Source organism: Flavobacterium ovatum (genome assembly GCF_040703125.1).
Classification (GTDB): Bacteria; Bacteroidota; Bacteroidia; order Flavobacteriales; family Flavobacteriaceae; genus Flavobacterium; species Flavobacterium ovatum.
In genome coordinates this window covers 3,853,431-3,868,082 of record NZ_CP160035.1, presented here as the reverse complement: position 1 = coordinate 3,868,082, position 14,652 = coordinate 3,853,431, and the positions used below count along the sequence as shown (strand labels likewise).

Here is a 14,652-nt window from a genome sequence, read left to right as displayed (position 1 = left end):
AAGGTACTATAGGATTAGAACAACTTCATTAATTCTTGTGGATGTTCAATCAGTGATTGCGCTCCAGTCGCCACTAATTCTTCTTTAGGTCTAAATCCCCAAAGCACTCCCACGGCATAGAATTGTGCATTGACCGCCGTTTCCATATCAACTCCGCTATCGCCAACATACACAACTTCGTTTGGATGAGCACCCAGTTTTTCAGCCATTTGTAAGGCTACTGTTGGGTTTGGTTTTTTAAATTCTTCTACGCTTAGTCCTTGAATAATTTCAAAGTAGTTCGGGAATATAGCAGTTGCAATTTTTTTTGTCAAATCATCTGATTTATTTGAAAGCACTGCCAACTTTAAACCGCGGGCTTTCAATTGGTCAAGCATTTGAGTAATTCCGTCAAATGGCTTTGTTGACAGCGTGCAATCACGACTATAAATAGCCATCATTTCGTTATAGCAACGATCAATCTCGGCCTCATTTTTGGCAAGTTCGGGCAGTGCTCTAGCAACGGTAGTTCTTAGTCCACTGCCAATGAAAAAATTATAAGCCTCGTAATCATGGGTAGGGTAATTACTATTTTTTAATACGATGTTGGCCGCATTACCGATATCTTCTAGAGAATTAACTAAGGTTCCGTCCAAGTCAAAAATTACTGCTTTGTAGTTCATTATTTCGATATTAATTTTTCTTTCAAATACTTTGCAGTGACTGATTTTTTATTTTTTATGATTTCTTCTGGAGTTCCTTCAGCCAATAATTGACCACCGTTTTCACCACCTTCAGGGCCTAAATCAATAATATAATCGGCACATTTGATTAGGTCGAGGTTATGTTCAATCACTAAAATCGAATGTCCTTTTTCGATTAAGGCATCAAAAGAAGCCATGAGTTTCTTAATATCATGAAAATGCAGACCTGTTGTAGGTTCGTCAAACACGAATAGTGCTTTCTCTTTTGTGGCGCCTTTAACCAAGAAAGAAGCGAGTTTGATTCGTTGAGCTTCACCACCAGATAAAGTAGAAGAGGATTGTCCTAATTGCACATAACCTAATCCCACATCTTGAAGTGGTTTTAGTTTTTGAGTGATTTTTGCTTGTTTGTTTTTTTCAAAAAAAGCAACTGCATCGTCGATTGTTAGGGTCAAAATATCATGAATGTTCTTACCTTCAAATTGCACTTCTAAGACCTCTTTCTTAAAACGTTTTCCACTGCATGTTTCACATGGCAATTGTACATCGGCCATAAAAACCATTTCGACATTAATCGAACCTTCACCGCTACAAGTTTCACAACGACCAGCATCTACGTTAAAAGAGAAATGTTTAGGCAAATACCCTCTTAATTTGGATAACTTTTCCTTGGAATACAAATCCCGAATATCATCATACGCTTTGATATAGGTCACTGGATTGGAACGGGAACTCCGTCCAATAGGGTTTTGATCTACGTATTCAATATGTTTGATATGTGAAAAAGAACCAGTAATATCGGTAAATTGTCCTGCTTTTTCGCCTGCGTTATCCAGTTTCTTTTGCATCGCTGGAAAAAGAATTTTCTTTACTAACGTACTTTTTCCACTTCCTGAAACTCCCGTAATCACGGTTAAAACATCGAGTGGGAATTTGACATTAATATTTTGCAAATTATTTTCACGAGCACCAATAATTTCGATAAAATTCTTAAATGGACGACGTTTTTTTGGAATTTCAATCGCTAAATCACCGTTGAGGTATTTAGCCGTAAGTGAAGTCGATTTTAATATTTCATCATAAGTGCCTTGAGCCACTAAATGTCCACCAAAAGTTCCCGCTTCAGGACCAATGTCGATAATCATATCAGCGGCTTTCATAATATCCTCGTCGTGCTCTACGACAATAACCGTATTCCCCAAATCTCGTAGAGACAACAACACCTTAATCAATCGTTCCGAATCTTTTGGGTGTAAACCAATACTAGGTTCATCCAAAATATACATCGAACCTACTAAACTACTTCCTAATGAAGTGGCCAAGTTGATACGTTGTGATTCTCCACCGGAAAGGGTAGCTGAATTTCGGTTTAATGTTAGGTAACTCAATCCTACTTCGGTCAAGAAGGACAAGCGATTGTTTATTTCGATAAGTAATCGTTTGGCGATTTGTTTTTCGTAAATATCAAGGTCTATTTTTTCGAAAAAAGCAACCAAATGCTTAATCGGTAAATCCACTAACTCTGATACTGTTTTACCGTTTATTTTGACATAATTGGCTTCTTCTCTTAAACGTTTCCCTTTGCAGGCCGTACATTTTGTTTTGCCACGGTAACGCGAAAGCATCACACGATTTTGGATTTTATAATTTTTGGCTTCTAATTCTTTAAAGAAATCGTTTAGCCCTTGAAAAAAGCTATTTCCGGTCCAAATCAGTTCTTTTTGTTCGTTTGAAAGTTCAAAATGAGGCTTGTGAATCGGGAAATCAAATTTATAAGCGTGTTTGACTAGTTCATCTTTGTACCAACTCATGCTTTCTCCTCTCCAAGGATAAATGGCACTTTCGTAAACAGATAATGAAGTATTAGGAACAACCAAATCAGCATCAATCCCGATGATGTTTCCGTAGCCTTCGCATACAGGACAAGCTCCGTATGGGTTATTGAAACTGAATAAATGAACATTAGGTTCTAGAAATGGGATACCATCTAGCTCGAAATTATTAGAATAACTAAATCGTTCTTTAGTTTTCACTTCTTGTAAATAACAAAAGCCTTTCCCTTCAAAAAATGCCGTTTGCACCGCGTCAGATAGTCGATTGTAGAATTCTTCTTCGTCCTTGACAACAATTCTATCAATAATCAGTAGAATTTCTTTTTTGGCTAATTTAGCTGGTAATTCGTCCAAACGCACCATTTCGTTATCAATCAAAACACGAGCAAAACCTTGTTGCAACAAGGCATTTAGCTTATCTTCTAATTTTCGATTTTTTTCTAGAAAAATTGGAGCAACGAGTAACCATTTGCTATTGGGTTCAAAATTTTTTACGGCATTGACCACATCGGTCACGGTATTTTTCTTCACTTCCAGCCCAGAAACAGGAGAGTAGGTACGTCCAATACGGGCAAACAATAATTTGATATAATCGTAAATTTCAGTTGAGGTTCCTACGGTAGAACGTGCATTTGTCGTGTTTACTTTTTGCTCAATGGCAATAGCAGGTGCGATACCTTTAATATATTCAACTTTGGGTTTGTCTAATCGTCCCAAAAATTGACGTGCATAAGACGACAGACTTTCTACATAACGACGTTGTCCTTCGGCATACAAAGTATCAAAAGCCAAACTGGATTTCCCAGAACCTGAAAGCCCTGTAATCACCACCAATTTGTTCCGTGGAATGGCCACATCAACATTTTTAAGGTTGTGTACTTGAGCACCTTTGATAATGATATTTTTCTTTGGGTCTAATGTAGAAAGGTCAACTTGCATAAAAAAAGGAAATTTTCACAAAAGTAAGCATTTTTGAACAGAGAATGAGGGTTGAACAAATCCTAAATTTGGTTAAAATTCACAGTTTTTGACTATATTATGGCGACTTTGGTTTTGTATAGTTTTTATGTTCGGGATTTTTATCAACTAATATGATTAAGTTATAAATTTACACTAACCCAAAAATATGATCCTTTGAAAACAAAAATCACACTTTTATTTTTTATCCTTTTTTCAACGGTTTTCTCTCAAGACTTACCACCAATTGTACAGTACGCTCCTAATAGTTATGGAGCAGGAAACCAAAATTGGATGATTTCCCAAGATCAAAACCAATTTGTTTTTTTTGCTAATAATGAAGGATTATTAGAATTTAATGGTGCCAATTGGCGATTGTATCCATCACCGAATGAAACCATCATTAGATCTGTAAAAGTTATTGGTGATAAAATTTATACTGGTAGCTATATGGAATTTGGTTTTTGGACACGAAAAACAGATGGTTTATTACAATATTATTCTTTGAGTAAGTATATAAAATCAAAAATATTAGATGATGAACAGTTCTGGAATATCTTAAATTATGATCACTGGGTGATTTTTCAATCCTTGAACAGGATTTATATTTTCGATACAAAAAAAGGAAGTTTCAAGATTATAGCTCCAAGTTCAAATATAATTAAATCATTTCGAACAGATTCTGCTATTTATTATCAAACACATAACGAAGGATTGTATGAAATAGAAGCAGGTAAAAGCAAGTTAATAGCCAGTCAATCACGCTTGAAAAATAATATGATCATCAATATTTTCTCAAAAGAAAACGGACTTTTATTAGCTACCCAAACGAATGGTTTTTATAAATTATCGGGCTCCGTTTTATCCAAATATACAACTGATATTGATGTTAGTTTAGATCAAGGTAGTGTATATAGCTGTGAGTTACTTTCAAGCGGTATCGCAGTAGGAACGGTATCCAACGGGATTTTTATTTTATCGAATGAAGGGAAGTTGAAATACCATATTTCACAACGCAAAGGATTAAGCAATAATACTGCTTTGTCATTATTTGAAGATAGTGGGAAAGATCTTTGGGTGGGTCTTGATAACGGAATCAATTGTATTAATTTAAAATCGCCTATTCAAAGTTTTGTAGATGATTCGGGAGTTTTGGGTACCGTTTATGCGTCACAATTATATAAAGGAAAGCTATATGTGGGTACGAATCAAGGATTATTCTATAAAACCTATCAAAGTAACGAAGAATTTCAGTTTATAAAAGGGACTAAAGGACAGGTTTGGAGCTTGTTTATAAACGATAATACTTTGTTTTGTGGACATGATAGAGGAACTTTTATATTAGAAAACGGACTTGCACAATATATTTTTTCTAAATCGGGTACTTGGAAGTTTGCACCCGTTCCAGGAAATAAAAATCTTTTGATACAAGGGAATTATTATGGTTTGACTGTTTTAGAAAAACAGAATAATCAGTGGCATTTTCGAAATAAAATCGCTGGTTTTGATTATTCGACTAAGTATTTTGAGATTACCAAAAACTTTGAGATTTACGTAAGCCATGAATACAAAGGTGTTTTTAGGTTGGAAACAGATGAAAAACTTCAAAAAATAAAGAAGACAATCACTTATGAAAATCCAACAAAAGGTAAAAATGCTAGTTTGGTACAATTCAATAATACGATCTATTACGCTTATAAAGAGGGGGTTTTTAAACTCAATAACAAAACAAAAGAATTCGAAAAAGAACCTTTGTTGAGTTCGGTTTTTGAAAAAGACGAATATACTTCTGGTAAAATGATTGTAGATCGTTCTAATAAAATATGGTTGTTTTCTAAGAATTATATTAATTATTATACGGAAAATAAATTGAGTAATCAGCTCAAACAAAATAGTATTCCTATTCCAGTATCACTGACTAATTCGATGTTGGGGTATGAAAATATTACGCAATTGTCGCCATCGACTTATTTTTTTGGTACTACCGATGGGTATTATACAATGAATATTAATGAATTGGCTTTTGAGAATTATAAAGTATCGATTACTAATATTAGTAGCTATGCATTGAATGAACCCATGAATACCAATGCAATAAAAGTGGAAGGTAGGTTTTCTCATGATGAAAATAATATTTCTTTGTTTTATACTGTTCCAGAATATGATAAATACATAAATGCAGAATACCAGTATATCCTTGAAGGATATCAAGACAAATGGAGTGATTGGAATGTGAAATCATCTGTTAATTTTAAGAACTTGCCCTCTGGAGATTATATCTTTAAGGTTAAAGCAAAATTTGCCAATTCTAATTTAGACAATGCTGTCGTGTATGCTTTTAAGATTTTAAAACCATGGTATGGTACTAATTTAGCCATTATAATCTATTTTCTATTGAGTGTTATACTAGTTCGATTGTTTCATAAAGAATACAACCAGTATTATCAAAGGCAAAAAGAAAAGCTAATTGAAGAGAATAATGTATTGTTAGAAATAAAAGAATTAGAAAACGAACAACAATTAATGCGTATTAAAAACGAACAGTTGTCTCAAGATGTTGATGATATCAATAAAGAATTAGCTGCTTCCACGATGAGTTTGAATAGCAAAAATGAATTGCTAGCGTTTATACAAGAAGATTTAAAGAACACCACTGAAAGTGAAAGTAGAAGTATCAAGTCGGTAATTTCTACTATTAATAAAAACATAACAGGCAAAGATTCCTGGAGTGTTTTCCAAGAAGCTTTTGATAATACGGACAAAGATTTTTTGAAAAAAATGAAGGAAGCTCATCCTTCATTAACGGCTAATGATTTGCGATTATGTGCGTACCTGCGATTGAATTTATCATCAAAAGAAATTGCCCCTTTGTTAAATATTTCCGTTCGATCTGTGGAGATAAAAAGGTACCGTTTGCGTAAAAAAATGGATTTATCGCATGAACAAGGACTCGTAGAGTATGTTTTGACTGTATAGGTAGTACAAAAAAGACATAAAAAACTATACATCACCACAACATTAACAAAACGTTGTGGTTTTTTTATTTTCATTAACAACTGTAAAAAGTTCTGTTTGTCTAGTGTTTTAGCTCTTTTGTTGTGATATTGTTAGTGAATTATTGTTTTTTTTACACTGTATGTTTTTTGTAAAGGTTATTTTTAAGGATTTAGGACTTTGCTTGACTAATTTTATAATTCACAAAAACTTAACTAATTATGAAATCAAATTATCTATTAATTGTCTTTCTAATGTTTTCTGTTTTGGGTTTTTCTCAAGGCTTTGACATCGGAGGGGTTGTAAAAGAAAAAAGTTCGGGTTTATCAATACCTGGAGTTAACATTCAAATAAAGAATACCAATATAGGTACCTCGACCGATTTTGATGGGAAGTATACTTTAAAAGGAATTCCATCAGGATCAGTTGTTATCTTTAGTTTTATTGGGTATAAAACTTTTGAATATAAAGTTACTTCTTCTAATAAAAGCATGACTGTGTCATTACAAGAAGACGCAAAAAGTTTAGAGGAGGTTATTGTAATTGGGTATGGTGCTCAGAAAAAAAAGGAAATTACCGGTGCAGTATCTGTAGTAGATAGTAAAACATTGGAAATTTTAAAACCTGTTAAAATTGAGCAAGCCTTACAAGGAACTGTTTCGGGAGTAAATGTAACTACTACTTCTGGATCACCTGGTGCAGGATTAGATATCCGTATCAGGGGTATTGCTACTAATGGTAACAATGCACCATTGACTATTATAGACGGATACATTGGTGAATTGGGATTATTAAATCCAAATGATGTAGAAACAATTACTGTATTGAAAGATGCACAAGCGGCTATTTATGGTTCTGCTGCTGCAAATGGAGTTATTTTAGTAACTACCAAAATGGGTAAAAAGAATTCTAAGGCAAAAATCACTTTCAATTCGTATGTTGGTTTTCAAGAAGCATCTCGCACTTTACCAACTCTTAATGCTACAGAATACGCTTTACTACTTAATGAGAGTTATGCAAACAGTGGAAATGCATTACCATTTACAAATTTAAGCGGTCTTAGTAAAGGGACCAAATGGCAAGATCAAATCCTTACTAAAGGGGTGCCGCTTATTAGTCATGATATTAACTTTTCTGGTGGATCAGACAAAATTACTTATTCTGTAAGTGGATCGCATTTGGACCAAGAAGGTATCGTTGGTGGTGCTAAATCAGGATTTTTAAGAAACACTGCTAGAGTATCCTTAGGAGCTGATGTTACGGATAAATTAAAATTAAAAACGAATGTCATTTATACTTATTTCAATAGAAAGACTTTACCAGAAAACGGTAATGCTTCTGTTCTTTTGAATGCGGTAAATTCACCGTCTACTCTTACTCCTTATGATACCAATGGGGACTTTACTGTTTTTCCAGGAGGTTCTTTGGGTAACGAAATGATTAACCCATTGGCTCAAATTGCCAATTCATACAATGATTTTAATTTCAAACAAATCAGTGGAAACTTTGGATTGGACTACAAATTCACACCAGCCTTTGTTGTAAGTAGTACCATTGGATTTAAATCTGCTAATAGTGAGTCTAAGTCATTTTCAAAATTACTTAATTACGGAAGTGGTAAAGTATTCAATACGACAAGAAGTTCTGTTTCACAAAATGCGGTGAATGATAATAATTATTCTTTCGATTTATACGCAACTTATACCAAAACAATTGCCGAAAATCACAAGTTAGTAGGGGTTGTTGGTAATACAATTTATAAAGAATACGGAAACGGATTGTTTGCAACAGGTTATGACGTTCCTAATAATTCATGGGATTTTGCAGATATCGCTTTGGCAAATGGAGCGCCTGCTGCGGGTACAATTCCAGTAGGGTCGTATGTTTATGATGAAAGAAGACTTTCTTATTTTGGAAGATTACAATATGATTACAAAGGGAAATACCTTTTGTCAGCAATGATGCGTCGTGATGCGTCAACTAAATTTGGACCTGGTAATAAAGTAGGTTATTTTCCTTCTCTTACTGCAGGTTGGATAATTTCGGACGAAGGATTTTTTGGAGAGTCCGCTAGAGTAAATTTCTTGAAATTAAGAGGAAGTTATGGCGTAGTAGGTAATGATGCAATCCCAACGAATGGGTATCTTTCTCAACTAACTGGTGAAGCTACTTATGTGTTTGATGGAGCTTTAGTAAATGGTCGTGCTACAGGTCAAATTCTAAATCCAAATCTTAAATGGGAAGAGGCTAAGAAATTTGATGTTGGTTTGGACATGAATTTATTCAACAATAAAATAACAATTGTAGCGGATTATTTTATTGACACAAGAGCTGATTTATTGATTCCAGGGATCCCTGTTTCAGGAATATTAGGTGGGCAAGCTCCTGGAGCTTCTAATCCTACTATTAATGCTGGAACAGTAAAGAATACAGGTCTTGAATTTGCTGTAAACTATAGTAATAAGTTTTCAGATAATTTTAAAATGAGTCTTGGATACAACGTTACTTTTCTTAAGAACAATGTGACCGAAATTATTGGAGCTGATTTTATCGAAGGCGGTACTTTTGGTGTTGGTCAATTGGCGCCATCAAGAATGCAGGCAGGTCAGCCAATAGGTTATTTTTATGGTTTGAAAACTAATGGGATATTTCAAAACCAAAAAGAAATAGATGATGCTCCAGATCAAACTGATTTAGGAACAAAAGCATCTCCTGGAGATATTCGTTTTGTGGATACAAATGGGGATGGTAAAATTACTACTGATGATAGAACGAATATTGGTGATCCAATACCAGAGGCAACAATGGGATTCAATCTTCAATTAAACTACAAAGCACTTGATTTTTCAATGTACACTTTTGCTTCAATAGGAAACAATATGGTGCGCAACTACGAAAGTATTTCACCTGATGCCAATCGTTTGACTTATGTTTTGGATAGATGGACTGGTGAAGGGACTAGTAATTCAGTACCAAGAGTGACTACCGCTGCAACTACCAATAAATTGTTTTCTGATTATTTTGTTGAAGATGCTTCTTATGTGAGAATCCAAAGTTTGCAATTAGGATACACTTTGAACTCTCGTTTTTCAGAAAAAGCGGGTATCACTAAATTAAGATTGTATGCAGGTGTAAATAATCTTTATACGTTCACAAAATACAAAGGATTTGATCCAGGTGCCTCTAGTGGTGCTCCAATAGGTGGTGGAATCGATGATGGTTTCTATCCTATTCCAAGAACCTATTTGGTGGGTTTAAACATTAATTTTTAATTTGAAATAAAATGAAAATATATATATTTATTACAATCGCAAGCGTAGCACTTTTCTCAACAGTGGTCACTTCATGTAGCGATGATTTTGTTGATCGTCCTGTAGCTTATTCTATAGATTCTGAGAATTATTTTAATTCTAAAACAGATTATGACAATGCTTTAATTGGAGCTTATGACGCTCTACAAACCACTTTTGTAAATGTGCTTTTGGGAGAAATAGCCTCTGACAACACCTTTGCTGGAGGAAACAGTCCAACCGATGTAATTGGATACCAACAGATAGATCAGATGATACATTCACCCGTAAATGCTGAAACCAAAAAAATATGGGAGTGGATGTTTGCAGGTGTTCAAAGATGCAATTACATTCTCGAATTTAAAGACAAAACTAATTTTGTAGGTAAAGAACAAATTATTGCTGAAGCCCGTTTTTTAAGAGCTTATTATCATTTTGAATTAGTTAAATGGTTTGGAGGAATTCCATTGAACGGAGATGTTCGATTTGTTCCTGGTGATGAAAAGTCAGTTCCTCGTGCTACAACGGCTGAAGTGTATGCTGAAATTCAGAAAGATTTAATTTATGCAGCAGATAATTTATCGGCTGTTCCCTCTCAAAAAGGGAGAGCGACAAGTGGATCAGCTCTAGCTTTGCTTGGAAAAGCTTATTTGTATGATAAAAAATACGATGAAGCAGCTGCTACATTTGATAAATTGATACTAACAGGAAATTATCATCTTGTAAAAACTACAGATTTAACAACACAACAAATAACGGCAGGATTAACTCCTTACGGAAGCATTTTTGAAGCGGAAGGTGAAAATGGACCTGAATCTGTTTTTGAAATTCAGTACACTGATGTTGAAGGTGGTTCTTATGGCTACATGCAAGCCATTGAAGGGAATGTAGCTGTTGGTTTTGCCGGTCCTTTTGGATACGAAGGCCCTGTTTTTGCTGATGGTAACAATTTTAATCTTCCAACTCCTAAAATAGTGAATGCATTTGAAGTAGGTGATTCTAGAAAACCAGTCACAATTTTGGATATGGTAGCATGGATAGCTCAAAACCCAGGGACTAAGTATACTAAGCAAAATCAAGATACAGGGTTTTTTAATAGGAAATACATCCCTAGAACTAGAAGAGCAGAAGCTGCTGGAGATGTTAAATTGACGAGTCCAAATAACTATAGAGCGATTCGTTATGCTGATGTACTGTTGATGGCTGCAGAGGCTCATAATAAAAGTAAAATAGTGAATGATGCTAAAGCTAGGATCTATTTAAACGAAGTTAGAGCAAGGGCTTTTGGTGATAATAATCATGAAATTACATCTTCAGGTCCCGCTTTATATGATAAGATTTTAGAGGAAAGAAGAGTAGAGCTAGCAGGTGAAGGTATTCGTTTCTTTGATTTAGTTCGTACGGGTAAAGCAGGTCAAGAAATACCAGGCTTTACTGTTGGCAAAAACGAATTGTTTCCAATTCCAATAGAAGAAATACAGTTTGCTAAAGGAAACTGGAAACAAAATCCTAACTATAATAATTAGTACTATGAAAAATATAAAAAACATAAAATATATAACAAGTCTTATTGTGGCGGCTATTATTTTTAGTTGCTCTACAGAGAACGATCTAATTAATTTAGATGCACTAGGAGCTCCAACTAATATTTCGGCTTTGACCACTGTAACACAAGATAATACTGGAAAAGTAACTTTTTCACCACTAGGAGAAGGAGTTGCTCAATTTGAGATTTATTTTGGAGATGATACTACGGCTCCTGTATATGTAGGTCCAGGAGGCACAATAGATCATACTTACAAAGAAGGTGTTTATGATGCCAAAATCATAGGAACTACCCTGAATGGTAAAAAAACAGAAACCATTCAACGCGTAATGGTCTCTTTTAAAGCACCAGAAAATTTAGTTGTGACTATCGAAAATGATTTGCAAGTTTCTAAAAAAGTAAATGTAAAAGCTACTGCTGATTTTGCGTTGTTTTATGATGTTTATTTTGGAGAAGCTGGGAAACCAGATCCAGTAAGCGCTAATAATGGTGAATCAGTTTCCTATACATACCAAAATGCAGGGGTGTACACTATTAGAGTTGTTTCTAAAAGTGCAGCAATTAAAACAACTGAATTTACAAAACAGTTTACTGTTACTGTAGTAAATAAACCATTTGCTTCAGCACCAACACCTCCTAACAGACAATCAGCAGATGTGATTTCTATTTATAGTTCAAAATACACCAATGTCGCAGGTACAAATTTCTTCCCAGATTGGGGACAAGGTGGTCAAGGTAGTAGTTGGGCAGAATTTGATTTGAATGGAGACAAAATGTTGAATTATATCAAATTAAGTTACCAAGGTATTGCCTTAGCTGATAATACTTCAATTGATGTATCGGGAATGGAATTCATTCACATGGATGTTTGGACTGCTGATTTAGAGAAAATAGAGACGTTTTTAATCAGTAAAACAAGTGGTGAAAAGCCTGTTATCAAAAGTTTAGTGGCTAATCAATGGACATCAATTGACATTCCAATGGCAGCTTTCACAAGCCAAGGTTTAACTGTTGCTGATATTTTTCAATTGAAATTTGTTGGAACTCCCTGGGCAACTGGAAGTGTATTTATAGATAATATTTATTTTTATAAAACGCCTTCTGCGTTAGTTGCATTGCCACTTGATTTTGAAAGCACGACACTTACTTATCCGTGGTCAGGTTTTGGAGCGGCTGATTTTAGTGGGATTCCTGTATCTGTAGTTGCTAATCCTGATAAAACAGGAAATAACACATCGAATAAAGTAGTAAAAATTGAAAAACCATCTGGAGCACAAGTTTGGGCTGGAGCTAGTTTAGGTCTTGATTCAACAATTGATTTCAGTAAAGGGACCAAAGTTAAAGTTACTGTTTGGTCACCAAAAGTAGGCGCTAAGATTTTGTTTAAAACCGAAGTATCAGGTTCACCAAAAGATGGAAATGGTAACCCAACCGTTTTTGTTGAGGTCGAAGCAACTACTACAGTTGCCAATTCTTGGCAAGTACTCACTTTTGATCTTACAAATCCAACTGCTGGTACATTTAGCACAGCTAATAAATACGATACAGTGATTTTGTTTCCTGATTTTGGCGTAAACGGTACAGGAGCGATCTACTATTTTGATGATATCAAACAATCTAACTAAAACATACAAGATGAAAAATATATTTATAAATACAATTGCCATTTTAACATTGCTGTTGATGGTTAATTGTTCCAAAGATGATTATTCTTTTGGATCTATAGCTGCCCCTAGTAACTTATCGGTAACTTATGAAATAATAGGAAAAACGACAGAGACGCCTAATGGTGACGGTTCAGGAAAAGTAAAACTTATTGTGAAAGCTGATGATGCTATTTCATATAAATTGATTTTCCCTGATGGTTCGTCAGAAAATGCTCCAAGTGGTATTTATCAAAAACTATTTACAAAAGTTGGATTGAATACGTATACTGTTACTGTGATAGCATCAGGTAAAGGTGGTATTACCTCTACTACAACTGCGGAAGTTACTGTATTAAGTACCTTCAGTGACGATCAAGCAGTGGCTTTTTTATCAGGTGGAACTTCCAAAAAATGGTATTTTTCTGCTTCCGAAAAAGGACATTTAGGAGTTGGACCGAATAGTGCTAATACTGCTGAAAATTACTATCCACATTGGTACCAAGCAACTGCTTTTGAAAAAGCGGGTGCATCAAGCAGTAGTTGTTTGTATGACAATGTACTTACCTTCTCAATGGTAGGGGATCAATTAAAATATAGTTTAGACAATGGAGGAAGAACTTTCTTTAATGCTGACTATTTAAGTGTTGGTGGTGGATCAGGTACAGAAGACGCCTGTCTAGATTATGCTGTTTCAGGTACTAAATCGGTTGTTTTAAGTCCTTCGGAGTCAGTAGTGACGAAAAATCCAGATGCTGCAACTCAAACAAGAGGTACTTTAATGACTTTCTCTGGTGGTGGATTTATGGGGTATTATATTGGACAAAGCAGCTATGAAATATTATCTATTACTGATAACAGAATGGTCGTAAGAGCAGTAATGGGAGGAAATGCTGGTGTTGCTTGGTACCATACTTTTACGACTACAAAACCAACACAAGTTGTGGCTGCTGTTGATTACACTAATTTAGTATGGTCTGACGAGTTCAATACTGATGGTGCTCCAGATACTGCAAAATGGACCTATGATTTAGGAACAGGTAATAATGGTTGGGGAAACAACGAAAAACAAACGTATACTAGTAATTCAGAGAATGTGGTTGTTTCTGGTGGAAATTTAAAAATTACTGCCAAAAAATCAGGTAGTGATTATACTTCGGCTCGTTTAAAATCCGAAGGAAAATACAAGTTCACTTATGGTAAAGTAGAGGTAAGAGCTAAATTACCTTCTGGTGGAGGTACTTGGCCAGCAATCTGGATGTTAGGTTCAGATTATGCAACCAATACATGGCCAGGTTGTGGAGAAATTGATATAATGGAACACAAAGGAAATGAACAAAATGTTATTCACGGAACCTTACATTATCCAGGGAATTCTGGAGGGAATGGTAATGGTAAAACAACGACTATTGCAAATGCTTCGACTGAATTTCATGTGTATAAAACCATTTGGAGTCCAGCATCAGTAAAAATTTATGTAGATGATGTGTTGTTTCATACCGTTGCAAATAACAATAGCTTACCATTCAATAAAGACTTTTTTATGATTCTAAATGTAGCCATGGGAGGAAGTTTTGGTGGTACTATTGATACTGCTTTCACTCAATCTTCTATGGAGATTGATTATGTAAGAGTGTATCAATAATCGAATTAAAAATGAAATCAAAAGGTCGGATTTATTTCGGCCTTTTAAATTAAAAAAATAGA

The 14,652-nt window shown here is 34.8% G+C and carries 7 protein-coding genes; 5 read left to right on the top strand and 2 right to left on the bottom strand.

The window, feature by feature from the left end; genetic code table 11:
- Nucleotides 1-14 precede the first annotated feature (14 nt).
- Together ABZP37_RS15925 and uvrA are read right to left on the bottom strand one after the other, a co-directional pair.
- Nucleotides 15-662: an HAD family hydrolase gene (locus ABZP37_RS15925; protein ID WP_366184085.1), complete on the bottom strand. Its 648-nt coding sequence runs from the start codon at nt 660-662 to the stop codon at nt 15-17.
- A complete protein-coding gene (gene uvrA / locus ABZP37_RS15920) occupies nt 662-3,454 on the bottom strand; it encodes an excinuclease ABC subunit UvrA (protein WP_366184084.1) in 2,793 nt (930 codons plus the stop codon). Before uvrA ends, ABZP37_RS15925 begins: the two co-directional genes overlap by 1 nt.
- A gap of 195 nt (nt 3,455-3,649) precedes the next feature.
- On the opposite strand from uvrA, the gene ABZP37_RS15915 reads away from it, so the two are divergent.
- From ABZP37_RS15915 to ABZP37_RS15895, 5 genes are all read left to right on the top strand, one after another.
- Nucleotides 3,650-6,448 carry a triple tyrosine motif-containing protein gene (locus ABZP37_RS15915; RefSeq protein ID WP_366184083.1) on the top strand — a complete coding sequence of 933 codons (2,799 nt, stop codon included), beginning with the start codon at nt 3,650-3,652 and terminating at the stop codon, nt 6,446-6,448.
- 239 nt (nt 6,449-6,687) lie between these two features.
- Complete coding sequence (locus ABZP37_RS15910) at nt 6,688-9,738, top strand: TonB-dependent receptor (RefSeq protein ID WP_366184082.1); 3,051 nt, start codon at nt 6,688-6,690, stop codon at nt 9,736-9,738.
- Nucleotides 9,739-9,749: 11 nt separating this feature from the next.
- Nucleotides 9,750-11,282, top strand: a complete 1,533-nt coding sequence (locus ABZP37_RS15905) for a RagB/SusD family nutrient uptake outer membrane protein (RefSeq protein ID WP_366184081.1) — start codon at nt 9,750-9,752, stop codon at nt 11,280-11,282.
- Between the two features lie 4 nt (nt 11,283-11,286).
- On the top strand, nt 11,287-12,927 hold the full coding sequence (locus ABZP37_RS15900) for a hypothetical protein (RefSeq protein ID WP_366184080.1): 1,641 nt from the start codon (nt 11,287-11,289) through the stop codon (nt 12,925-12,927).
- Between the two features lie 10 nt (nt 12,928-12,937).
- Nucleotides 12,938-14,590: a glycoside hydrolase family 16 protein gene (locus ABZP37_RS15895; RefSeq protein WP_366184079.1), complete on the top strand. Its 1,653-nt coding sequence runs from the start codon at nt 12,938-12,940 to the stop codon at nt 14,588-14,590.
- Nucleotides 14,591-14,652: the final 62 nt, after the last annotated feature.